Here is a 21,767-nt window from a genome sequence, read left to right as displayed (position 1 = left end):
CCCCCCGTCAGGCCGGGACTACGCTTCGCTAGCGCTTTGTAACAAAAGCAAAATCAGCACCTGGGACTTGGATGGGAGGTCCACGTGCGTGATGATGGCCTTGAGCGAGCCATTAACGCCGTTGGCGGCGTTGCTGAGCTTGCGCGCAAAATCGGCATCAGCCAGCCCTCCGTTTCGAACTGGAACAAAGTGCCCGCACAGCGGGTGATTGCGGTCGAAGCGGTCACAGGCGTATCGCGCAATCACCTGCGGCCGGATCTCTACAGCGAGCCGCTTTTGCTCGAAGAGACGATTGATCCCGTCGATGCGGCGCGTGCGCAGGAGTATCTATTGCTCGCGACGCTGTTGTCCGCAGCACCGTCAAGAAGGCTGCTCGATCAACTCTCCGCATTGACCGGCGATACGACGCCGCTCGGGCGCGCACATGTTGAGCTGGCCGAAGCGGCGGCCGGTGCGGTCGCAGCCAAGATCGAGCGCGAATATTTCGACCTGTTCGTCGGTCTCGGCCGCGGCGAGATCTTGCCCTATGCCTCCTACTACCTGACTGGGTTTCTCAACGAGCGGCCACTGTCGCGCCTGCGTGCCGACCTCGCAGCACTCGGGATCGAGCGCGTCGCGATCAATTCGGAGCCGGAGGACCACGCCGCGATCCTGTGCGAGATCATGGCCGGCTTTGCGGCAGGGCGCTTCGCGGCGTCATCAGATACGCAGCGCGCCTTCTTCGAGAAGCACCTCGCGCCCTGGATGGGACGACTGTTCGCCGACATCGAGCGCGCTGGGAACGCCACCTTCTATCGTGCGGTCGGCGCGCTCGGTCGCGCTTTCATGGAGATCGAGACAGAAGCATTCACATTCGCCAACTGACCCGCATGCGCGGGTCCAGGAGAGATGCGATGAGTGAAGACAGCAAAACCACGGTCGGGCGCCGCGACTTTCTGCGCAAGGTCGGCATCGGCACGGTGGGTGCCGGCGCGACCCTCGCGACACCGCTGGTCGGGTCCGCCGAGGCCGACAGCGAAACCAACGATGAGAAGCGCAAGGCGCGCTACAAGGAGACCGATCACGTCAAGGCCTTCTACCGCGTCAATCGCTATCCGGCTAAGGGAGGCTGACCGTGCTGATCAAGCGAACACACCAGCATTCCCCGCGCCACGGCTCCGTCGCAGAGTCCCTTGCAGGTCAGGGTGGCGGTCTCGACCGCCGTAGTTTCCTGCGCAAATCCGGTCTTGCCGGCGGCGCGCTCGCAGCGCTTGGCACCCTGCCAGTCGGCAACGTGCGCAGGGCGGAGGCAGCGATGGCCGGTCCGCTTACTGCCGGCGCGACCGTGCGCAAGACCATCTGCACGCATTGCTCGGTTGGGTGCACGGTGACGGCTGAGGTCCTGAACGGGGTATGGATCGGCCAGGAGCCAAGCTGGGATTCCCCGATCAATCGCGGCTCGCATTGCGCCAAGGGCGCCTCCGTGCGCGAACTCGTGCATAGCGAGCGGCGGCTGCGCTATCCGATGAAGCTGGTGGACGGGCAGTGGACCCGCGTGTCCTGGGACACTGCGATCAACGAGATCGGCGACAAACTTCAAGCAGTACGTGAGAAGTCGGGCCCCGATTCCGTCTATTGGCTCGGCTCGGCCAAGATGACCAATGAAGGCGCCTACCTGTTCCGCAAGCTGGGGGCGTTCTGGGGAACCAACAACACCGATCACCAGGCCCGCATCTGCCATTCAACGACCGTCACCGGAGTCGCCAATACCTGGGGCTACGGCGCGATGACCAACAGCTACAATGATATCCGCAATGCGAAGACACAGGTCATCTTGGGCGGCAATCCTGCCGAGGCTCATCCGGTCTCGTTGCAGCATCTGCTCGAGGGCAAGGAGCTGCAAAAGGCCAACTTTGTCGTCATCGACCCGCGTCTGACGCGCACGGCCGCACACGCGACCGACTATGTGCGCATGCGGCCGGGCACCGACATCCCGGTGCTCTACGGCCTGATGTGGCACATCCTCCAGAACGGTTGGGAGGACAAGGAATTCATCCGGCAGCGCGTCTACGGGTTCGACGACCTCAAGAAGGAGGTTGAGAAATGGCCTCCGGACGAGGTCGAACGCGTCACCGGCATTCCCGGCGAGCAGCTCAAGCGCGTCGCCAAGATGTTCGCCACCGAGAAGCCGGCAACGTTGATCTGGGCCATGGGCCAGACCCAGAAGACCGTCGGCACCGCCAATGTGCGCGCGAGCTGCATCGCGCTTCTGATGACCGGCAATGTCGGCGGAGCGGGCATGGGCGCCAACATCTTCCGTGGCCACGACAACGTGCAGGGCGCGACCGATGTCGGGCTCGATATCGTCACGCTGCCCTTCTACTACGGCCTGGCCGAGGGCGCCTGGAAGCACTGGTCGCGGGTATGGGAGGTCGACTACGAATTCCTGAAGTCGCGCTTCGATACCAAGCAGATCATGGAAACCCCCGGCATCCCGCTGACCCGCTGGTTCGAGGCGGTGACGCTGCCGAAGGATCAGGTCGCGCAGAAAGACAATGTGAAGGCGGTGTTCGTGCAGGGACACGCCTCCAACAGCATCACCCGCATCCCTGAATCCCTCAATGGCCTGAAGGCGCTCGAGCTGCTCGTCATCGCCGATCCGCATCCGACGACCTGGGCCTCGCTCTCCGTTGAGGCAGGACGCAAGGATGGCGTCTACATTCTGCCGGTCGCCACGCAGTTCGAGTGCAAGGGGTCGCGCGTCGCCTCCAACCGCTCGCTGCAATGGGGCGAGCAGATCGTGAAGCCGATCTTCGAGTCGAAGGATGATCTCGAAATCATCTATCGCTTGGGGAAGAAGTTCGGCTTCGCCGACCAAATGTTCAAGAATATCAAGGTCGAGAACAATCTTCCTGAAGCAGAGGATGTACTGCGCGAGATGAACCGCGGCAGCTGGTCGACCGGCTATTGCGGGCAATCACCCGAGCGCCTCAAGGCGCACATGAAGAACCAGGCGAAGTTCGACATGCTGACGATGCGGGCGCCGAAGGACGATCCCGAGGTCGGCGGCGATTATTACGGTCTGCCCTGGCCGTGCTGGGGATCACCGGAGGTCAAGCATCCCGGCACGCCGTTGCTCTACAACACCAATCTGCACGTGATGGATGGCGGCGGCACGTTCCGGCCGCGGTTTGGCATCGAGCGCGAGGAGAAGCTGCCGGACGGCACGACGCGGAAAGTCAGTCTGCTCGCGGACGGCTCGTACTCGCTGGGATCGGCAATCCAGGACGGCTACCCGGAATTCACGCTGGCGAGCCTGAAGAAGCTGGGCTGGGACACCGACCTCACTAAAGCGGAAATGGCCGTGATCAACAAGGTCAATCCCGCCAATCCGGACACAGTGTCGTGGTCGCTCGATCTGTCGGGCGGCATCCAGCGCGTTGCACTGGCGCATGGCTGTGTTCCCTACGGCAACGGCAAGGCGCGCATGAATGCGTTCGGCTTGCCCGATCCCATTCCGGTCCATCGTGAGCCGATCTACACGCCGCGCGTCGACCTCGTCGCCAAATATCCGACGCTGCCCGACGCCAAGCAATTCCGGATGCCCAATATCGGGTTCTCCGTGCAGAAGGCTGCGGTGGAGAAAGGCGTTGCGAAACAGTTCCCGCTCATCCTGTCGTCCGGCCGTCTGGTCGAGTATGAGGGGGGCGGCGAGGAGACGCGCACCAATCCGTGGCTCGCCGAATTGCAGCAGGACATGTTCATCGAGATCAATCCCGCCGACGCCGCCGAGCGCGGTGTCAAGGACGGCGGCTGGGTCTGGGTCACGGGTGCCGAGAACAATTCCAGGGCAAGGATGAAGGCGCTCGTCACCGAGCGGGTCGGCAAAGGTGTTGCCTGGATGCCCTTCCACTTCGGTGGCTGGCTTGCGGGCAAGGATCTTCGCGGCAACTACCCCAAGGGCACCGACCCGATCGTGCTCGGCGAAAGCGCGAACACGATCACCACCTACGGATACGACCCCGCGACGGGCATGCAGGAGCCGAAGGTCACTCTCTGCCAGATCGCGGCGGCATAAGGAGCAACGACGATGGCACGTATGAAATTTCTCTGCGACGCCGACCGTTGCATCGAGTGCAACGCCTGCGTCACGGCCTGCAAGAACGAGCACGAGGTGCCCTGGGGCATCAATCGGCGCCGGGTCGTCACCATCGCCGACGGCAAACCGGGCGAACGGTCGGTCTCGATGGCCTGTATGCACTGCACGGATGCGCCCTGTGCGGCAGTGTGTCCGGTGAACTGCTTCTACACCACCGCCGACGGCGTGGTGCTGCACTCCAAGGATCTCTGCATCGGCTGCGGTTATTGCTTCTACGCCTGTCCGTTCGGCGCGCCGCAATATCCGAAGGTCGGCAATTTCGGCTCGCGCGGCAAGATGGACAAATGTACCTATTGCGCCGGCGGCCCCGAGGCCGATGGCAGCAAGGAGGAATACGAGAAATACGGTGCGAACCGCCTCGCCGAAGGCAAGTTGCCGCTGTGCGCCGAGATGTGCTCGACCAAGTCGCTGCTCGCCGGCGACGGCGAGATCATCGCCCAGATCTATAAGGAGCGCGTGCTGAAGCGCGGCTACGGCTCAGGCGCGTGGGGCTGGAAGACTGCCTATCGTGAGACGATCGAGTCCTGAAAACAGGCCGCGTGCGACGCGGTACAAATGCCGGGAGGAGTTCATGTCCCCATTTGCAAGGTTCATTCGTCCAGCCGTCGGCGCGTGGGCGTTGCTTCTGTTGATCATGGCAGTTCCGGCGCCGTCAGTGGCCCAGCAGGTCAATCCGACGGCGAGCTCGGTCAACGAACGCCAGTTGCTCCAGGAGATGGATCGGATCCAGGGGCGCGTCAGCATTCCCGACCAGCGCTCCAGCGTGCTGATGCAACCGGCTGGCCGCGAGTGGCGTGAATTCCGCAACGTCGCGCTGCGGTGGATCGGCGGCGTTGCCGTGCTCGGCATGCTGGCGGCGCTCGTGATCTTCTATCTGGCGCGCGGCATGGTCCGCCTCGAAAGCGGACGATCGGGCCGCACCATCGTGCGGTTCAACGCATTTGAGCGTTTCGTGCACTGGATGACGGCGACCTGCTTCGTCATCCTGGCAATCTCGGGTCTGAACATCACGTTCGGGCGGCCGCTGCTGCTCCCGCTGATTGGATTCGACGCTTTCTCGGAATGGTCGCAATGGGCGAAATTTGCCCACAACTACCTGAGTTTCCCCTTCACGATTGGTGTCGTGCTGATCTTTCTGATGTGGATCGCCGGCAACATTCCGAACAAGGTGGACGTGGAGTGGGTCAAGCGCGGTGGCGGCCTTATTGGCCACGATCATCCGCCGGCACGACGCTTTAATGCCGGCCAGAAAGGGATCTACTGGATCGTCGTGATTGGCGGTGGCATCGTTGCGGCGACCGGGTATCTGCTCATGTTCCCGTTCTACCTGAATGGGATCGAGGGCATGCAGATCGCCCAGATCATCCACTCCATCGTGGCCGTGCTGTTTATCGCCGCGATGCTCGCTCACATCTACATCGGCACCATCGGAATGGAAGGGGCGTTCGAGGCGATGGGATCAGGCGAGGTGGATGTCAACTGGGCGCGCGAGCACCATAGCCTGTGGCTCGACCAGGAGTTGGCACGGAGCGGCCCGAACGATTCTCGGCCGCAGCCTCGCCATGCTGCGTCCGCAGCCGAATAGAGCTGACGGATCGTTGCCTAAAGACGTACGCCCGTCGTCGCAAAGGCTTCTGCGACCGGTTGCTGTACGCTGTTGAGCACCGCAACTCCAACCATTGCGATGACGATCGTCGCAATACAGGCAAGGATGAAAGCCTTCATCGCGATCCCTCCTTGCAGGCGTTATACAGGATGTCTGACCGCGAATAAACGCTTGGGGCAGGCCAATGTGGGCCGTAGCCAAGGTGCCGCTGTCACGGTCGTGGGCTTAGAATGCCGCTTACTTGTGCGGCTTTGCTGAAACCTGCTCAATTGGCCAGTGATGGATTGGAGTGAAAGCTCAATATCATCAATGAATTTGGGGCGGCGTGTGCGTCCGTCTTCCCCTGGCCGAACGAGATCAGTGATGTCACCGCGATCGACAGCACGGCGCTGGAGACGCCCATCGATTATCTCGCTGTCACCTTCATCGTCGCTAGTCGGTTTCGGCCGTGCCATCGAAAACGAATTGGGTTTTTCGCATCGCCGGCCGCCTCTCTGATCAGCTGTCGCGATGCTCTAGCCTGGCGGCGAGCGCGTCGGGAAGACCAATCGTCGGTTTGGCGGCGGGCCGGCGGTACGTGCCTGCGGTGGCCTTGCGCAGGCGCAGTGCCACCAGCGCCTCGGCCTGCTTCACGGCGGCGACGACCTGATCGACGACGGGGACGGGGATCCGGTCGGCGACGCGTTCGGCAAGGCCCGAGAGCGGCGCGCCTGCGAAGATCAGGACATCAGCCTCGTCTTCGACGATGGCGCGTTGCGCGAGGTCGACGAGCAGATCCTCCTTCTCGGTGCCGACCTCCGAAATCGCCTTGAATGGCGTATCGAGCATGCGGATGCCGGCGCAGCGCTCCCGCAGCCCGTGGTCGCGGACGCACTCTTCGTACCAGGGCCCGAGTGCCTGGGCGAAGGTGACAATGGCAAAGCGCCGTCCGGCCATACAGGCGGTCAGCATCGCGGCTTCAGCCATGCCCACCACGGGAATGTCAAAAGTCTCGCGCGCGGCGAACAGGCCGGGATCGCCGAAGGCTGCGATGATTGCAGCGTCGACCTTTGTGTGTTGCTCGGCCAGCATCTCCAGCGCAATGGCGCCGCCGATCTGCGCCTCGGTGCGCGTTGCGATATAGGGCACGCCGCGCGTGGCGGTGCAGGGGATGATCTCGGTGCCGGGCGCGGCCGCGCGCTGCCCGACCTCGGTCATCAATTGCGTGACCGCGGTGCTGGTGTTGGGGTTGAGCAGCAGCAGCTTCATGGTCAGGCCGCCGTCAGCTTGGGCTTGAGGGCGAGGGTCTCGAGCAATGCGATGCCGGTCTGACGGACATGGGCGCCGAGCAGGCGTCCCGCGGCCTCGCTGTCCCGCGCTTCGAGCGCGGCGAGAATATTGGCGTGCTCGTCGACCGAATTGCTCCAGCGCTTGTCGGCGCCCAGCGCGAGATAGCGTGCGCGCTCGGCGCGGGAGATCAACGTCTCGTGCGCTTCGCGGAGCGGCGTGTTGCGGGCCATGCGGACGATGGTGTTGTGGATCTCGCCGTTGATCGCAAAATAATCGTCGAGCTTGCCGTTGCGATGATGACCTTCCATGCGGGTCTGCAAGGTGCGCAGGCGAGCGAGATCGCGTTCGGTGGCGCGCTCCGCGGCCAGCTCTGCCGCGAGCCGCTCGATGCCGGCGAGGGCCTCGAATAGTTCCGAGATATCCTCGACCGCGATGTCGGCGATACGTGGGCTGCGATTGGGGCGAAGCTCGATCAGTCCTTCGGCCGCGAGCACCTTCATCGCCTCGCGCAGCGGGGTGCGCGACACGCCGAGCTCCTTCGACAGCTTTGTTTCCTGGGTCTGCGATCCCGGCGGGAGCTCGCCGCGAATGATCATCGTCCGCATCCGCGCGGCGGCGCGCTCATGCAGCCCCATCCTCTTGAGTTTGGGCGACTTTCGTCCCTTCGGGGTGTCCGGCTTCTGCTGCACGCGCGCCTCGTTGCTTCAGTTCATCCTAGCCGTTTCCGGCCCCTTGGCTTGCCCAAAATACCGACGCATGTAGCTGAAAACAATGGCATAGAGCGGAAATTGTATGCAGCATGCAAAAAGCGGATTGCGCTGCTGCGAAGGCCGACGGATGATCACCGCACGACGCGCGAGATCTCGCGCGCTTTCCGAAACGGAGTTGGCGATGCGGACGAGTTTGCGACTGGGCCTCGTGGTGATGGCGGCGATGTTCGGCAGTGACGATCTCGCCATGGCGCAGACCGCGAAGATCAAGCTCGGCTACGCCAAGTGCGCGCACTGCCTGCCGATGTCGCTGATTCCAGGAATGGCGAAGGGCGTCGAGGTCGAGGCCACCGGCTTCAACTCCGGCAATGACGTGCTCACCGCGTTGGTGTCGAAGAGCATTGACGTCGCGCAGGTCACTTACCTGCACTACATCACCGCGCTCGACAAGGGCTTCGATGTCGTCGCCGTCTCCGGTCAGATCAATGGCGGCTCGGAATGTCTGTCCTCGGCGAAGCTGAGCCTGCCCCCGGAAGACTGGGCTGCATTCAAGGCGACCGTCGCAAAGGCGAAGAGCGACGGCCAGCCGCTGAAGGTCGCGGCCTCCCGCGGCAATGCGCAGGACATCCACATGCGCGGCGCGTTCCTCAAGCAGGGCGTCGATCCCAACAAGGACATCCAGTTCATCAACATCCCCAACCCTTCCGACCATCTTGCAGCGCTCCAGCGCGGCGAGGTCGACATGATCTGCTCGGTCGAGCCGTTCGCCTCGCAGATCCGGCTCGCCGGCGCCGGCAAGCACTTTGTGTTGCCGTATGATCAGGCGGCTGGAAATCTCACCAACCTGATCGTCACCCGCTCCGACGTCATCGCCAGCCAGCGCGCCGGCGTGCAGGGTGTCGTCGGCGCTGTGGTCGAGCTCGACAACAAGCTGATCGCCGACAAGGGCCCGTGGATCGATGTCATCAACAAGCTCACCGGTCTCGACAAGGCGGTGGCGACCGAAGCGCTGAACAATGCTTCGCCCGATCCTGCGATCCATCGTTCGCAGACGCTCGCAATCGCCGCGATGATGCGCGACCTCAAATACATCTCGAAGGACGTCTCCGCGGAAGCGGAGAAGAATATGGATTATTCGTTCCTGGAGAAGGCCACGGGAAAAGCCAAGAATGACCTCGGTTACTGACGTTTCGCCCGCAAGGCCGGCGTTTCGGCTGACGCGGGCGTTCCAGGGGCTCGAACGCCTCATCGTGCCCGTGCTGCTGATTGCGGGCTGGGAAGCCTTTGCCCGCAGCGGCATGCTGCCGCCGGCGCTGCTTCCGGCGCCGAGCGCGGTGCTGCATGCGCTCGGCGACTGGGTGTTCGGCTTCGACGAGACCACGCAAACCTATTCCGGCCACTGGCTGCGCGATGCGCTCGCAAGCGCCTTGCGCGTGTTCGGCGGCTTTGCGCTGGCAAGCCTGCTCGGCATTCTCGCCGGCGTCGCGATCGGCTGGTCACGCCTGTTCGAGAAGACGCTGGAGCCGACGCTGCAGATGCTGCGTCCGATTCCACCGGTGTCCTGGATTCCGCTGGCCATCATCTGGTTCGGCATTGCCGACAAGCCGGCGATCTTCCTCGTCTTCCTCGGCGCCTTCTTTCCCGTGCTGATGAACAGCATCCACGGCGTGAAGACCGTGGATCATAATCTCGTCCGCGCCGGCGCGATGATGGGCGCCAATAGCCGCCAAATGCTGACCGACATCGTGCTGCCGGCGGCGCTGCCCTCGATCTTCGCCGGCCTGCGCATCGCCGTCGGCTCGGCCTGGATGTTGACGGTCACGGCCGAGATGGTTGCGGTGAAGAGCGGCCTCGGCTACGTGCTGTGGGATTCCTATTACTTTCTGCGCTATGACATCGTGCTCGCGGCGATGATCTCGATCGGGCTGCTCGGCTATCTCTCCGACCTTGGCCTCAAGGCGATCATGGCGCGCACGCTGCGCTGGCAGCAGGCAACCACCGTGCAGGGCAGGGCGGGCTGATGGCGGCAATCGAGCTTCGCAACATCGTCAAGGTGTTCTCCGACAAGCGGCGCGGCCGTGACCTCTTGACGCTGGACAACATCAATCTCGACATCGAGGCCAATGATTTCGTCTGCCTGCTCGGCCCGTCCGGCTGCGGCAAGTCGACACTCCTGAACATCATCGCCGGCTTCGAGCAGGCGACCTCCGGCCGCACGCTGGTCGACGGCAAGCAGGTGGCGCGGCCCGGCTCGGACCGCGGCGTGGTGTTCCAGCAGCCGACCCTGATGCCGTGGCTGACCGCGATCGACAACATCGCCTTCCATCTCAAGCTCAAGGGCGTCGCCAAGGCCGAACGCTACGACCGCGCCATGGAGTTCATCGATCTCGTGGGCCTGCGCGGCTTCGAGCACCATCATCCCTCTGAAATGTCCGGCGGCATGAACCAGCGCGTCGGCATCGCACGCGCGCTGCTCATGAACCCCAGCGTCATCCTGATGGACGAGCCGTTTGCGGCGCTGGACGCCCAGACCAAGCTCGAAATGCAGGAAGAGCTGGTCGCGATCTGGCAGAAGCGCCGCTGCACCATCGTGTTCGTCACCCACAGCGTCGACGAGGCGCTGGTGCTCGGCAACAAGATCGTGGTGATGACCAAGCGACCGGGCCGGATCCGCGAGGCCGTCAATTTCGACCTGCCGCGCCCGCGCGACATCACCAGCCCCGAATTCAACGACGCCAAGCGCCACATCCTGGCTTTGATCCGGGAGGAGTCGACGCGCCTTGCGCAGGCGTCGTAAGGTAACGCCATGCGCAAGCGTCTCGGCATGATCACGCCGTCTTCCAACTCGGTGCTCGAGCCCGTCACCAGTGCCATGCTGCATGGTGTGACTGATGTCACCGCGCATTTCTCGCGCTTTCGCGTCACCGAGATCGCGCTCGATGCCGCGGCGCTGAGCCAGTTCGACGCCTCGGCGATGTTGCCGGCGGCGGATCTGCTGGCCGACGCCAAGGTCGATGCCATCGCCTGGAACGGCACCTCGGCGAGTTGGCTCGGCATCGACCGCGACCGAACTCTTTGCGAGGCGATCACCGCACGCACCGGCAAGCCCGCGACGACGTCGACGCTCGCCTGCATCGATGCTGCCCGCGCGCTCGGCGCCAAGCGCGTCGGCCTCGTATCACCCTACACGGACGATGTGCAGCGGCGGATCGCCGACGTCTGGGCGACGGAAGGCATCGCGCCGCATGCCGAGCGGCATCTCGGCCTGCGTGACAATTTTTCCTTCGGCGAGGTCACGCCCGCGGCGATAGCGGGCATGATCCGCGCCGTCGCGGCGGAGGGGGGCGATGCCGCAATTGTGCTCTGCACCAATCTCGATGGCGCGGCGCTTGCGGCCTCGCTCGAGCGGGAATTGAACATTGCCGTGCTCGATTCGGTGGCGGTCACGCTGTGGCGAACGCTGGAGCTGGCCGGCGGCGACACCGCAGCCCTCGCGCAGTGGGGACGCATTTTTCAGACATCGGCGATCATCAAGTGACGGAGACGCACGTGACGCAGCTCGATCTCGCCATTCGCGGCGGAACTATCGTGACGGCTAGCGACGAGTTTCGCGCCGATATCGGCATTCGCGGCGGCCGCATCGTCAGCATCTCGGACCGCATCGAGGGCGCGGCCCGTGAGATCGACGCGACGGGCCTTCTGGCGCTGCCGGGCGGCATCGACAGCCACGTCCACATCTCGCAAGCTTCAGGCCCCGACGTGGTGATGGCCGACGACTTCGCCTCGGCCACGCGCGCGGCGGCGGCCGGCGGCAACACCATGGTGCTGCCCTTCGCGCTGCAGGAGAAAGGCACCTCGCTGCGCACCTGTGTCGAGAACTATCGCAAGCTCGCCGAGGGCGAGTGCTATATCGACACGGCGTTCCACCTTATCATCTCCGATCCGACTGCGGTCGTGCTCGGGCAGGAGCTCCCGGCCCTCGTCAAGGACGGCTATACCTCGTTCAAGGTGTTCATGACCTATGACGACCTCGTGCTCAGCGACAGGCAGCTGCTCGAGGTGTTCGAGGTTGCGCGCCGCGAGGAGGCGCTGGTCATGGTTCATTGCGAAGGCTACGACGCCATTCGCTTCCTCACCAGCAGGCTCGAGCGCGAGGGCCACATCGCGCCCTACTATCACGGCACGTCGCGGCCCCAGGCGGTCGAGCGCGAAGCGACACATCGCGCCATCAGCCATGCAGAGGTGATCGGCGTTCCCATCATGATCGTGCACGTCTCAGGGCGCGAGGCGATGGAGCAGGTGCGCTGGGCCCAGCAGCGCGGCTTGCCTGTTCATGCCGAGACCTGTCCGCAATACATCACGCTCACGGCCGACGACATGAAGGGCCTGAACATGGACATCACGGGCGCGAAGTATGTCTGCTCGCCGCCGCCGCGCGATGTCGAGAGCCAGCAGGCGATCTGGGAAGGCATCACGTCAGGCGTGTTCCAGACTTTCTCGTCCGATCACTGCCCGTTCCGCTACGATGATCCCAAGGGTAAGCTGACGCCGAACGCTCGCACCTCGTTCCGCTGGGTGCCGAACGGCATTCCCGGCGTCGAGACGCGGCTGCCGATCCTGTTCTCCGAGGGCGTCTCGAAGGGCCGCATCACCCTGCAAAAGTTCGTCGAGCTGACCGCGACCAACCACGCGAGGATCTACGGTCTCTATCCGCGCAAGGGCTCGATCGGCGTCGGGTTCGATGCCGATATCGCGCTGTGGGACCCCAGGCTGAAGAAGAAGATTCAGCAGGCCGATCTTCACCACGGCGCGGACTATACGCCCTGGGAAGGCTTTGATGTCACCGGTTGGCCCGTCACCACCATTGCCCGCGGCCGGGTCGTGTACGACCAGGGCGAGATCGTTGGCGACAAAGGCTCGGGCGAGGTGCTGAGCCGCGGCAAGTCGAGCCTGATCTGACCAGGCGCAGCTCGCGCGGCGCGCTCTAGCGAAGGACGCGGTCAGGCATGCGGGATTTTGCCAGGACGCAGTGGACGCCCTTGTTGCCGTCGACCATCTGCGTAACCCTGAGGTCGGCGGCGATCGAGCAAAGCGTATAGGCGTCCTGCGCGCTGAGGCCGCTCCTCTCGCGGATCAGCGCGATCATGTCGCGCAGCGCCGCCTTGGCCGCATCGTCGAGGTCTTCATCGAATCCCATCGTGATCCAGTCGACCGCGGTTTCCGCGCGCGGGGAGGCGATGCGGAGATCGCGCCGGACGTGGAATTCGAAGGTGCCGGTCAGCGCGGCCTCAATCGCCGTCAGGCAGACCTCGCCATCGCCCTGGAGCGCATGGCCGTCGCCGGCGGAGAACAGCGCGCCCGGCACGAAGACAGGAAAGTAAATCGTGCTGCCGGCGCCGAGCTCCTTGTTGTCCATGTTGCCGCCGAACGCCCGCGGCTCCTTGGAGGACAGACGGCCCCAGGCGAGCGGCGGCGCCACGCCGAAATTGCCGAAGAAGGGGGACAGCGGCAGCTCCTGTCCCCACGGCAGGCGCGCCACGTTGCGCGCGCGGTCGAGCGGAATGTGGATGCGACGGAATTCGGGAAAATCCTCGGGCAGCGTGCCGAGCATCGGCACCTGGAGGTTCCAGCCCCAATTGCAGCGTAGTTCGATATTCAGCACGCGCACTTCCAGCACGTCGCCGGGCTCGGCGCCCTCGACGTGGATCGGCCCGGTAAGAAGATGCGGCCCCGGACCGCGAACGGTGCTTGCCAGCACCTCCGCATGTCCGGGAACGATGTCAAAGCCGAGCGACGGATCAGGCAGATCGTCCGGCTCGCCCGAAAGCGTCTCGATGGTCACCCGGTCTCCGGATGCGATCCGGAGCACGGGCTTTAGCCGTCCATCCCAGAGTCCCCACTGGACGTTGCCGGGCGTGGAACGCAGAAGGTGGTCCATCGACTTGCTCGCTGCTAGCTGCCGGCGCTGCTCGCAACGATTGAGGAGGGCGACGTCACGAGCTTGCCCAATCCAAGATAGACAAGGCCTGCAACCCCGATGCCGAACAGCCAGCTCAGGTCGGCACCGCCGAGCAGGTTGATCGAGACCGGCCCCTGCAGCGCACCGACGAGGCCGTCTTCGACCAGCCATCCGGCAACGAGGCCCGCAAAGAAGGCGATCATGCCGGCCCAGTTGATGTCGCCATAGGCGCTGGTCTCCGGCGAGCGATAGAGCTCGGCGATGTCGATCTTGCCCTTGCGCTTGATGAAGAAGTCGGCCAGCACCACCCCGGCCCACGGGCTCATCCACAAGAGCAGGCTGACCATCCAGTTGTCGAACGCTTTCGCAAAGGACGGCGCGAAGATGAAGTACAGCGTGACCAGATAGCCGGCGACGCCGACGATGACGGTGAGCCAGAAGCGCGAGAACTTCAGCCCCGCGCTCAGCGCTGCCAAGGTCGCCGAATAGACGTTGAGGATGTTGGTGGCGATCGGGCCGTGCAACACCATCAGGAGGACCAGGATGCTGACGGGGCCTCCAAATACCGCGCTCACCATCTTGGCGGGATCGGTATCCAGCGTCGTCGAGGCGATGGTCGCGCCGAGGATGCCGAGCCAGACCGTCGGCACGAACATGCCGATATAGCTGTACCAGAACACGGACTTCGACGGCACACTTCGCGGCACGAAGCGCGAATAGTCGGAGGCCCAGGTCACCCAGGAAATGCCCCAGCCGACCCCGATCGCGGTCATCAGCAGCGTCAGCATCGCCAGATGCGCGCCCGGCGGCAGCGAGGTCGTCAAGTTCCAGTTGACGACGCCGGGACGCGTCCATGCCAAAACGCTCATCAGCACCATGATGGCGATGGTCGGCGGCACCGTGTACTTCTCGAAGGTACGTATCGCGTAGAAGCCGTAGATGCCGATCAGGACCTGTACGGCCATCACCAGCGTGATGACGGCGATCTCGATCGGCCAGGTGTCGGGAACGCCGAACTGCCCAAGGATGCCCATCGAGACCTTGACCGGGAAGTACGTGTTGACCCCAATCCAGCCCAGCGTCATCACGAACATCAGGATGCTCGGCAGGTAGGCGCCGCGGACTCCGAACGCGGACCGGCTCAGCACCATCTGGTTGACGCCGGTCTTGTGCCCCATCATCGTGAAGGTCGCGAAGATCGCGCAGCCGACGATATTGCCGAGCACGATGACCGCGATCGTCTCCATCAGGCCAAGCTTGAGGATGATGCCGAGCGCGCCGAGCGCCCAGTTCACCGGCGCGATGTTGGCGCCGGCCCAGATCCACATCTGCTGCGGCCCGGTTGAGTCCCGGTCCGCATCGGGAATTGGCTCGATGCTGTGAAGATCAGCGCGAAGTTCGGAATCCGTCATGACATCCCCCAATACGAAGCACGCTTCGCATCATCGCAGCATAAATCGTGCCATCGGTTGTGGCCGGCCGGAGCAGGGTCTGCATCGATGCCGGATACATCCTCGCTTGCGTCGGATTGCTGTTGGATTCTCAAGCGCGCTTCGACCTCGCGCATGAAATGGTCGCCGCAACCACGAGGTGGCGACCCCTCCGCGAGCCGGTGGGCGAGAGGCAAGGGACGTTGCATGACTGAGCAGCGGTACGATGATAAATTGAGCAGCCCAACCCAATAGCGCGGCAGCTCCGTCTAGTCGAATAGGGCAGTGGCACTGTCGCGACTGGGGTGGCCGGCCACGATGCGCTGCATCATTTCGATGAACTGCGCCTGTTCCCGCTCGCTGAGGTCTCCCAGCGTTGCGCGATGTGCCCGTCGCGCCGCGCCCTCGATCTTGACCAGCAAGGCTGCGCCGGCTGACGTCAATCGGCACAGGCGCGCCCGGCGATCGTCCTTGTTGACTGCGCGCTCGACCAGGTTTCGTGCCGCGAGACGTTTCAATGCGCCGGTCGTGGTGGTGCGATCGAGGGCGATATCGGCCGCCAAAGTGGTCTGATCGGCGGTTTCGCGCACCGCCAACGCCGAGAGGAGGCTGTATTGCAGCGGCGTGACCTCGAACGCGCCGCAGGCCTCCTGAAACAGCGCGACGTGAATCTGGTGCAACCGGCGGATCAGATATCCGGGACGTTGCGATAATGGCCAGGGGCGATGTTTGCCCCCGCTGCGACGTGTCTTCGCCTGCCGCAATGCACACTCTCCCAAGCCAAAACCCCGCCGCGCTTAGCTCGATTCGAGTGCGCCCGCCACCGCCGGATCATGGCACGAAGCTTGCTTTTGTCAAAATGCGAAGCATGCTTCGTAATTCGGGCGATGCGTCGCTCGTTCAAGAAGAGGAAAGCGCCCATGTCCGTTACTGCCAGCTTCGACCTTCTGCTGCGAGGCGGTCGCGTGATCTGTCCGGCCTCCGGCGTTGATGGCATCAAGGACATCGCCATTCGCAACGGCAGGATTGCAGCCGTCGCGCCCGACATTCTGCCGACCAGCGCCAAGGAGGTCGTCGACGTCAGCGGCAAGCTGGTGCTGCCCGGGCTGATCGACACCCACGCACATGTCTATCAATATGTCTCCGGCCGCTTCGGCATGAATCCGGACATGGTCGGCGTGCAGTCGGGCGTGACGACGCTGGTCGACCAGGGCGGCCCGTCCTGCATGACGCTGCCCGGCTTTCGTCACTTCATCGCGGAGCCTGCGGCCTCACGAGTTTATGCCTTTCTGTCCGCCTACCTCGTCGGCGGCCTCGAAGGACACTTCTATCCGCAGCTCTACAGTCCCGATGGCGTCGACATCGACGCCACGGTCAAGGCGGCGACGGCCAATCTCGACATTGTACGCGGCATCAAGGCGCATGCCGAGATCGGTGGTTTCGCGCGCTGGGGCATTCGCGTCATCGAGATGGCGGCTGAGATCGGCAAGCGCGCCGATCTTCCGGTCTACGTGCATTTCGGCCAGCTCTGGGGCCTGCCCGAGAGCGGCGCCAATGGCGAGGATGCCGACACCATTCTTACGCGCGTGATCCCGCTCTTGCGTGAAGGCGATGTTCTCGCTCATCCGTTCACGCGTCATCCCGGCGGCTTCGTCAACCGCGAGGGTGAGGTGCATCCGGTGATCCAGGCCGCGCTCGACCGCGGCCTGAAGGTCGATGTCGGTCACGGTAGCCACTTCTCTTACCGGCTCGCCAAGAAGGCGATTGCCGCCGGCATCATTCCGACCACGCTCGGCGCCGATATTCACGGCTACAACACGCATGTGCCCGCGCCGGCCGGAACGCCCGACCAGCACGAGGACGAGGAGAACCATCCGTTCGCAGGACAGGCCAAGTTCAGCCTGGTGCAGGCGATGAGCTCGATGATGGCGCTCGGTCTGTCGCTGGAGCAGGTGGTGCCGATGGTCACCTCCAATCCCGCAAAGATGCTCGGCCGCAGCGAAGAGATCGGCGCGCTCAAGGTCGGCATGGGTGCCGACGTCTCCGTGCTCACGGAGAAGAACGGCCGGTTCGTGCTGAAGGACAACGAGAAGAACGAGGTCATCGCCGAGCGCCTGCTGCAGCCGGCCTTCTGCCTCCGCGCCGGCACGCGCTTCGACGCGGTCGCACCGATCCTGCCGCAAGCCGTCGCGGCATAAGTCCGCGCGGTGAGGGAGAACGCCGGCGTGCGCAACGAACGAGAGTTTCCTTCTGGCAAGTCCGGGCAGGGCGTTGGCGCACGCCTGCCGCGGAAGGAGGATGACCGCCTGATGCGCGGCCGCGGCCAATACGTCGCCGACATCAGGCTCGCGGGCCTTCAGGATGTCGCCTTCGTGCGCAGCCCGATGGCGCATGCGCGCATCTGCGGCATCCACGTGCCCGAGCGTTATCGCGGCAGCGTGTTCACGGCGGCCGATCTCGTCGGGATCAAGCCGATCCGCGCGGTGTCAGGGCTGCCTGGCTTCAAGATATCCGAACAACCGGTGCTGGCGACCGGCAAGGTGCGCCAGGTCGGCGAGCTCGTTGCGATCTGCCTTGCGCCGACGCGCGCCGAGGCCGAGGACATCGCGGCCTCCGTGACGCTCGATCTGGAGGAGCTGCCCGCGGTCTACGACATGCTGAAGGCGCGCGAGCCCGGCTCGGCGCTGGTACACGAGCATTGGGGCGACAACGTCTTCCTCGAGACCAATTACGAGGTCGACATCTCCGCCGCGCTGGATGCGCCGATCAAGGTGACGCGCGAGATCTCGACGGCTCGGCAATGCATGTCGCCGCTGGAGGGCCGCGGCGTGGTTGCGACCTTCGACCGTCGGCTCGATCAGCTCACGCTGCATTCCGCGGCGCAGATGCCACACATCACCCGCAGCGGCCTTGCCGAATGCCTCGGCATGGAGGAGGGCCAGATCCGCGTCATCTCGCCCGATGTCGGTGGCGGCTTTGGCCACAAGGGTATTCTGCTGCCGGAAGAGGTCTGCCTGTCCTGGCTGACCATGCGTAATGGGCATCCCGTGCGCTGGCTCGAAGATCGCCGCGAGCATCTCGTCGCCAGCTCCAATTGCCGCGAGCATCATTACAAGATCACGGTCTATGCGGACCGTGACGGCACGCTGCGCGGCATCGATTGCGAGGCGACCGTGGATTCCGGGGCCTACTCGTCCTATCCGTTCTCGGCCTGTCTCGAGGCCGCGCAGGTCGCGAGTATTTTGCCCGGCCCTTACAAGATGCCGGCCTATCGCTGCCGCACCTTCTCGGTTGCGACCAACAAATGCCCGATCCTGCCGTATCGCGGCGTCGCGCGCACCGGCGTCTGCTTCGCGCTGGAGCTGATGCTTGATCTCGTGGCGGCCGAAGCCGGGCTTGAGCCCGGCGAGGTGCGGCTGCGCAACCTGGTGCTGCCGGAGCAGATGCCGTTCGATAACATCACCAGGAAGCACTTTGACAGCGGCGATTACCCGGAAGCGATGCGGCGCGCGCTCGCCGCCATCGACATCGAGTCCATTCGTGCCAAACAGAGCCTGGGCGAGGTTGACGGTCGCCGCATCGGCGTCGGCGTCTCGATCTATTGCGAGCAGGCGGCGCACGGCACCTCGGTCTATTCCGGCTGGGGCATCCCTATGGTGCCGGGTCATGAGCAGGCCTCGGCACGCTTGACGCCGGACGGCGGCCTTGAATTGCGCGTCGGTGTGCATTCGCACGGGCAAGGCATGGAAACGACGCTTGCCCAGGTCGCGCACGAGATCCTCGGCGTCGACGTTGCGAAGATCCGCATCATCCTCGGCGACACCGCGATGACGCCCTATTCGACGGGAACCTGGGGCTCACGCTCGATGGTGATGGCCGGCGGCGCGGTGGCGACGGCTTGCCGCGAGCTCGGCGAACGCGCAAGGCGCATCGGCGCCAAGCTGTTGCAGCACGATCCGGCCGCCGTGGTGTTGCAGAATGGCGAAGTGCGCGTCAATGGCAATGTCAGCCTGAGGGCGATCGCCCACACCTGGTATCGTCGCCCCCAGGATCTCCCGGCCGATGTCGATCCCGGCGGGCTTGAGGTGACGCAAGGCTACAAGCCCGTCCGCGACAGCGGGACCTTCAGCTATGCCGCGCACGCGGCCGTGGTCGCGGTCGATCCTGATCTCGGCCAGGTGGAAATCCTCGACTATGTGATCGTCGAGGACGGCGGCGTGCTGGTCAATCCGCTGGTGGTCGACGGCCAGATCTATGGCGGTCTGGCGCAAGGTATCGGCACCGCGCTCTACGAGGAGATGCCGTTCGATGCCTCCGGCCAGCCGCTGGCGACGACGCTCGCCGACTATCTGCTGCCAGGCCCGACCGAGGTTCCGGCGGCGCGGCTCGATCACATGGAAACGCCGTCGCCCTATACGCAGTTCGGCGTGAAGGGCATCGGGGAGGGCGGTGCGATTGCGCCGCCGGCCGCCATCGCCAACGCCGTCAACGACGCGCTGCGTCCGCTCGGCGTCGAGCTGATGCAATCGCCGATCACGCCGCATCGCGTCGTCGAAGCCGTTCTGGCTGCACGCGCGACTGAGAGGAGCGCGGCATGAAACCGGCGCCCTTCAGTTATGAGCGTCCGGGCGATCTAGCCGCCGCGCTGTCGATGCTGGCCGCAAGCGGCGGTTCGGCAAAGATCATCGCCGGCGGCCAGTCGCTTGGACCGATGCTCAATCTGCGGCTGGTGCAGCCGGAGCTGATCGTGGACATCTCCGGCCTGGCCGAGCTCAAGCGGGCCGAGGTTTCTCGTGGCGAACTCGTGCTCGGCGCCTTGGTCACCCATGCCGACATCGAGGACGGGCGCACGGCCGACGTGACCCGCGGCGCCATGCGCGGCGTCGCCGCCAACATCGCATACCGCGCGGTGCGCAACCGCGGCACGATCGGCGGCTCCCTCAGTCATGCCGATCCCGCCGCTGACTGGATCTCGTCGCTCGCGGCCCTGGGTGCGCGCGTGACGCTGCGCAGTCTTGCCGGCGCTCGCTCGATGGCGATCGAGGCCTTTGTTGTCGGCGCCCTGGAATCAGCGCTGCATGCGGGCGAAATCGTCGAGGCGATTCACGTCCCGTCACGCGCGGCCTCGGCCCATTGGGGCTATGCCAAGAGCTGCCGCAAGACCGGCGAGTTCGCCCACGCGATCGGCGCGGTGCTGATCGACCCAGTTGCGGCCTCGGCGCGTGTCGTGATCGGTGCGATTGACACGACGCCGATCGTTGTCACCGATGCCGCCGAGCTGTTCGGCGGGCGGATCGCGGCCGACTACAAGCAGCGCTTCGACGCTCGCGTCGCGGATGACCTTCTGATCAAAGCCGGCATCGAGGACGCCGCGCAGCGTCATATCCATGTCAGCGTGTTGAAGCGCGCCGTCCTGGAGGCCGCGGCATGACCACGATCGCACTACAGGTCAATCGCCGTGCGGTCGAAGTCTCGGCCGAGCCGCGGACCAGCTTGGCCGATTTCGTCCGCGATGAGCTGGACTTGACCGGCACCCATCTCGGTTGCGAGCACGGCGTCTGCGGCGCCTGCACCGTGCTGCTCGACGGCGTGCCGGCGCGCTCCTGCATCACCTATGCGGTGGCCTGCGCGGGCGCCGACATCACCACCATCGAAGGGCTCGATGAGGACGAGGTCACGACCGAGTTGCGCACAGCCTTCACCCGCGAGCATGCGCTTCAGTGCGGCTATTGCACTCCGGGGATGCTGGTCTCGGCGCGCGACCTGGTGTTGCGTCTGCCCGATGCCGATGAGCGGCGCATCCGTGTCGGCCTCAGCGGCAATCTCTGCCGCTGTACCGGCTATGTCGGAATTGTGCGGGCCGTCCAGTCCGTCATCGAGGCGAGGCGTGCGCGCAACATCGCGCCGCTTGCCGATGGCGGCCGGACCAGTCTCGGCCCCGCCGGATCGGGGCGAGCCGCGTTCAGCGGCGACGAGCCGAGGCCTGCGCGGCAGGTCCCAGTGCCGGCATCGGACGGCGCCGCACAGGTCAGAATTGCCGATTTCCTTCCGGCGACCGTTCTCGATCAGAGCTTCACGCTGCCGCACCCACCCACAAAGGTGTTCGCGATGTTCGATGACATCGCCGGTATTGCGTCCTGCCTGCCCGGCGTATCGCTGACGGCGCCGCCGACGCCGGCGCGCGTGGAGGGCATGATCAGCGTCAGGCTCGGACCGATCGCGGCGTCCTTCGAGGGCGCCGCGCGCGTCGAACGCGATCCCGCAACTATATCGGGACGCATCGTGGGCGTCGGCACCGACCAGCGTAGCCATTCGGCCACGCAAGGAGAGATCCGCTATCGCCTGCTTCCGCTCGAAGGCGGCGCGGCGACCGCCGTCGAGCTCTCGATCGGGTACACGCTCACGGGAATGCTGGCGCAGGTCGGCCGGCCTGGCCTGGTGCGGGATCTTGCCAAGCGGCTCGTTGCGGAGTTCGCGGGCAATCTCGACCGCCACATGTCCGGCGCGCCGTTGGGGCAGGCGGCCGCGGTAGAGCTCAGTGGCTGGTCGATTGCATCAGGCGTTTTACGCGCCCGGCTGGCGCGCATGTTTGGCCGCGTCTTCACTGGAAAAGGTGGCGCGGAATGATCGGCGTCCCGGCGCCGTGGAATGACGA

Annotated in this window: 21 protein-coding genes; 14 read left to right on the top strand and 7 right to left on the bottom strand. The window is 64.7% G+C overall.

All coding sequences use genetic code 11. The features are described from left to right. Window positions 1-84: 84 nt before the first annotated feature. From QA642_RS31135 to QA642_RS31115, 5 genes are read left to right on the top strand one after another with little or no spacing between them, the layout of a single operon-like run. Window positions 85-864, top strand: a complete 780-nt coding sequence (locus QA642_RS31135; RefSeq protein WP_283080269.1) for a Cro/CI family transcriptional regulator — start codon at window positions 85-87, stop codon at window positions 862-864. Between the two features lie 29 nt (window positions 865-893). Next, window positions 894-1,112, top strand: a complete 219-nt coding sequence (locus QA642_RS31130; RefSeq protein ID WP_283080268.1) for a twin-arginine translocation signal domain-containing protein — start codon at window positions 894-896, stop codon at window positions 1,110-1,112. Between the two features lie 2 nt (window positions 1,113-1,114). Beyond that, window positions 1,115-4,057, top strand: coding sequence for a formate dehydrogenase subunit alpha (locus tag QA642_RS31125; RefSeq protein WP_283080267.1), 2,943 nt, complete (start codon window positions 1,115-1,117; stop codon window positions 4,055-4,057). A gap of 12 nt (window positions 4,058-4,069) precedes the next feature. Next, entirely contained in the window at window positions 4,070-4,666 is a 597-nt protein-coding gene (fdh3B, locus tag QA642_RS31120) for a formate dehydrogenase FDH3 subunit beta (protein ID WP_011088224.1), read from the top strand. 43 nt (window positions 4,667-4,709) lie between these two features. Continuing rightward, a complete protein-coding gene (locus QA642_RS31115) occupies window positions 4,710-5,723 on the top strand; it encodes a formate dehydrogenase subunit gamma (protein ID WP_283087012.1) in 1,014 nt (337 codons plus the stop codon). A gap of 17 nt (window positions 5,724-5,740) precedes the next feature. Here the strand turns inward: QA642_RS31115 and QA642_RS31110 are convergent, their stop codons facing one another. The 4 genes from QA642_RS31110 to QA642_RS31095 form a co-directional block, all read right to left on the bottom strand. Beyond that, window positions 5,741-5,863 (bottom strand): hypothetical protein, encoded by a 123-nt coding sequence (locus QA642_RS31110; protein ID WP_283080266.1) that lies wholly within the window; start codon window positions 5,861-5,863, stop codon window positions 5,741-5,743. Window positions 5,864-6,009: 146 nt separating this feature from the next. Then, a complete protein-coding gene (locus QA642_RS31105) occupies window positions 6,010-6,147 on the bottom strand; it encodes a hypothetical protein (protein ID WP_283080265.1) in 138 nt (45 codons plus the stop codon). Window positions 6,148-6,242: 95 nt separating this feature from the next. Further along, window positions 6,243-6,992, bottom strand: coding sequence for an aspartate/glutamate racemase family protein (locus tag QA642_RS31100; protein WP_283080264.1), 750 nt, complete (start codon window positions 6,990-6,992; stop codon window positions 6,243-6,245). 2 nt (window positions 6,993-6,994) lie between these two features. Next, the gene (locus QA642_RS31095; protein WP_283080263.1) at window positions 6,995-7,702 is read right to left on the bottom strand and encodes a GntR family transcriptional regulator; all 708 of its coding nucleotides are present in this window, start codon (window positions 7,700-7,702) and stop codon (window positions 6,995-6,997) included. Between the two features lie 202 nt (window positions 7,703-7,904). Here QA642_RS31095 and QA642_RS31090 point away from each other — a divergent pair, with 202 nt between their 5' ends. The 5 genes from QA642_RS31090 to hydA are packed head-to-tail and all read left to right on the top strand — an operon-like array spanning window position 7,905 to window position 12,682. Beyond that, window positions 7,905-8,909: an ABC transporter substrate-binding protein gene (locus QA642_RS31090; protein WP_283080262.1), complete on the top strand. Its 1,005-nt coding sequence runs from the start codon at window positions 7,905-7,907 to the stop codon at window positions 8,907-8,909. Further along, entirely contained in the window at window positions 8,893-9,744 is an 852-nt protein-coding gene (locus QA642_RS31085; protein ID WP_235547275.1) for an ABC transporter permease, read from the top strand. Before QA642_RS31090 ends, QA642_RS31085 begins: the two co-directional genes overlap by 17 nt. Further along, window positions 9,744-10,520 (top strand): ABC transporter ATP-binding protein, encoded by a 777-nt coding sequence (locus tag QA642_RS31080; RefSeq protein WP_283080261.1) that lies wholly within the window; start codon window positions 9,744-9,746, stop codon window positions 10,518-10,520. Before QA642_RS31085 ends, QA642_RS31080 begins: the two co-directional genes overlap by 1 nt. A 9-nt stretch (window positions 10,521-10,529) precedes the next feature. After that, the gene (locus QA642_RS31075; RefSeq protein WP_283080260.1) at window positions 10,530-11,261 is read left to right on the top strand and encodes an aspartate/glutamate racemase family protein; all 732 of its coding nucleotides are present in this window, start codon (window positions 10,530-10,532) and stop codon (window positions 11,259-11,261) included. Window positions 11,262-11,272: 11 nt separating this feature from the next. Next, window positions 11,273-12,682 (top strand): dihydropyrimidinase, encoded by a 1,410-nt coding sequence (gene hydA, locus QA642_RS31070; RefSeq protein ID WP_283080259.1) that lies wholly within the window; start codon window positions 11,273-11,275, stop codon window positions 12,680-12,682. 25 nt (window positions 12,683-12,707) lie between these two features. Here the strand turns inward: hydA and QA642_RS31065 are convergent, their stop codons facing one another. The 3 genes from QA642_RS31065 to QA642_RS31055 form a co-directional block, all read right to left on the bottom strand. Further along, entirely contained in the window at window positions 12,708-13,661 is a 954-nt protein-coding gene (locus tag QA642_RS31065) for an acetamidase/formamidase family protein (RefSeq protein WP_283080258.1), read from the bottom strand. A 14-nt stretch (window positions 13,662-13,675) separates the two neighbouring features. Beyond that, window positions 13,676-15,094, bottom strand: coding sequence for a cytosine permease (locus tag QA642_RS31060; RefSeq protein WP_283080257.1), 1,419 nt, complete (start codon window positions 15,092-15,094; stop codon window positions 13,676-13,678). 287 nt (window positions 15,095-15,381) lie between these two features. Continuing rightward, complete coding sequence (locus QA642_RS31055; protein WP_283080256.1) at window positions 15,382-15,876, bottom strand: MarR family transcriptional regulator; 495 nt, start codon at window positions 15,874-15,876, stop codon at window positions 15,382-15,384. Window positions 15,877-16,032: 156 nt separating this feature from the next. Here QA642_RS31055 and QA642_RS31050 point away from each other — a divergent pair, with 156 nt between their 5' ends. From QA642_RS31050 to QA642_RS31035, 4 genes are read left to right on the top strand one after another with little or no spacing between them, the layout of a single operon-like run. Further along, complete coding sequence (locus tag QA642_RS31050; protein ID WP_283080255.1) at window positions 16,033-17,310, top strand: amidohydrolase/deacetylase family metallohydrolase; 1,278 nt, start codon at window positions 16,033-16,035, stop codon at window positions 17,308-17,310. A gap of 9 nt (window positions 17,311-17,319) precedes the next feature. After that, a complete protein-coding gene (locus QA642_RS31045) occupies window positions 17,320-19,710 on the top strand; it encodes a xanthine dehydrogenase family protein molybdopterin-binding subunit (protein ID WP_283080254.1) in 2,391 nt (796 codons plus the stop codon). Further along, a complete protein-coding gene (locus tag QA642_RS31040) occupies window positions 19,707-20,543 on the top strand; it encodes an FAD binding domain-containing protein (RefSeq protein WP_283080253.1) in 837 nt (278 codons plus the stop codon). Before QA642_RS31045 ends, QA642_RS31040 begins: the two co-directional genes overlap by 4 nt. Then, a complete protein-coding gene (locus tag QA642_RS31035; protein ID WP_283080252.1) occupies window positions 20,540-21,739 on the top strand; it encodes a 2Fe-2S iron-sulfur cluster-binding protein in 1,200 nt (399 codons plus the stop codon). The genes QA642_RS31040 and QA642_RS31035 overlap by 4 nt, the downstream gene beginning before the upstream one ends. Window positions 21,740-21,767 lie beyond the last annotated feature (28 nt).

This window comes from Bradyrhizobium sp. CB2312 (assembly GCF_029714425.1).
Taxonomy (GTDB): domain Bacteria; phylum Pseudomonadota; class Alphaproteobacteria; order Rhizobiales; family Xanthobacteraceae; genus Bradyrhizobium.
This window is presented reverse-complemented; position numbering and strand designations above follow the sequence as displayed.

Excerpts from the sequence above, each read along its gene's own strand:
- QA642_RS31130 (WP_283080268.1), top strand. The coding sequence starts at position 894 with ATGAGTGAAGACAGCAAAACCACGGTCGGGCGCCGCGACTTTCTGCGC.
- fdh3B (WP_011088224.1), top strand. The coding sequence starts at position 4,070 with ATGGCACGTATGAAATTTCTCTGCGACGCCGACCGTTGCATCGAGTGC.
- QA642_RS31115 (WP_283087012.1), top strand. The coding sequence starts at position 4,710 with ATGTCCCCATTTGCAAGGTTCATTCGTCCAGCCGTCGGCGCGTGGGCG.
- QA642_RS31110 (WP_283080266.1), bottom strand. The coding sequence starts at position 5,863 with ATGAAGGCTTTCATCCTTGCCTGTATTGCGACGATCGTCATCGCAATG.
- QA642_RS31105 (WP_283080265.1), bottom strand. The coding sequence starts at position 6,147 with ATGGGCGTCTCCAGCGCCGTGCTGTCGATCGCGGTGACATCACTGATC.
- QA642_RS31100 (WP_283080264.1), bottom strand. The coding sequence starts at position 6,992 with ATGAAGCTGCTGCTGCTCAACCCCAACACCAGCACCGCGGTCACGCAA.
- QA642_RS31090 (WP_283080262.1), top strand. The coding sequence starts at position 7,905 with ATGCGGACGAGTTTGCGACTGGGCCTCGTGGTGATGGCGGCGATGTTC.
- QA642_RS31085 (WP_235547275.1), top strand. The coding sequence starts at position 8,893 with ATGACCTCGGTTACTGACGTTTCGCCCGCAAGGCCGGCGTTTCGGCTG.
- QA642_RS31080 (WP_283080261.1), top strand. The coding sequence starts at position 9,744 with ATGGCGGCAATCGAGCTTCGCAACATCGTCAAGGTGTTCTCCGACAAG.
- QA642_RS31075 (WP_283080260.1), top strand. The coding sequence starts at position 10,530 with ATGCGCAAGCGTCTCGGCATGATCACGCCGTCTTCCAACTCGGTGCTC.
- QA642_RS31065 (WP_283080258.1), bottom strand. The coding sequence starts at position 13,661 with ATGGACCACCTTCTGCGTTCCACGCCCGGCAACGTCCAGTGGGGACTC.
- QA642_RS31060 (WP_283080257.1), bottom strand. The coding sequence starts at position 15,094 with ATGACGGATTCCGAACTTCGCGCTGATCTTCACAGCATCGAGCCAATT.
- QA642_RS31050 (WP_283080255.1), top strand. The coding sequence starts at position 16,033 with ATGTCCGTTACTGCCAGCTTCGACCTTCTGCTGCGAGGCGGTCGCGTG.
- QA642_RS31040 (WP_283080253.1), top strand. The coding sequence starts at position 19,707 with ATGAAACCGGCGCCCTTCAGTTATGAGCGTCCGGGCGATCTAGCCGCC.
- QA642_RS31035 (WP_283080252.1), top strand. The coding sequence starts at position 20,540 with ATGACCACGATCGCACTACAGGTCAATCGCCGTGCGGTCGAAGTCTCG.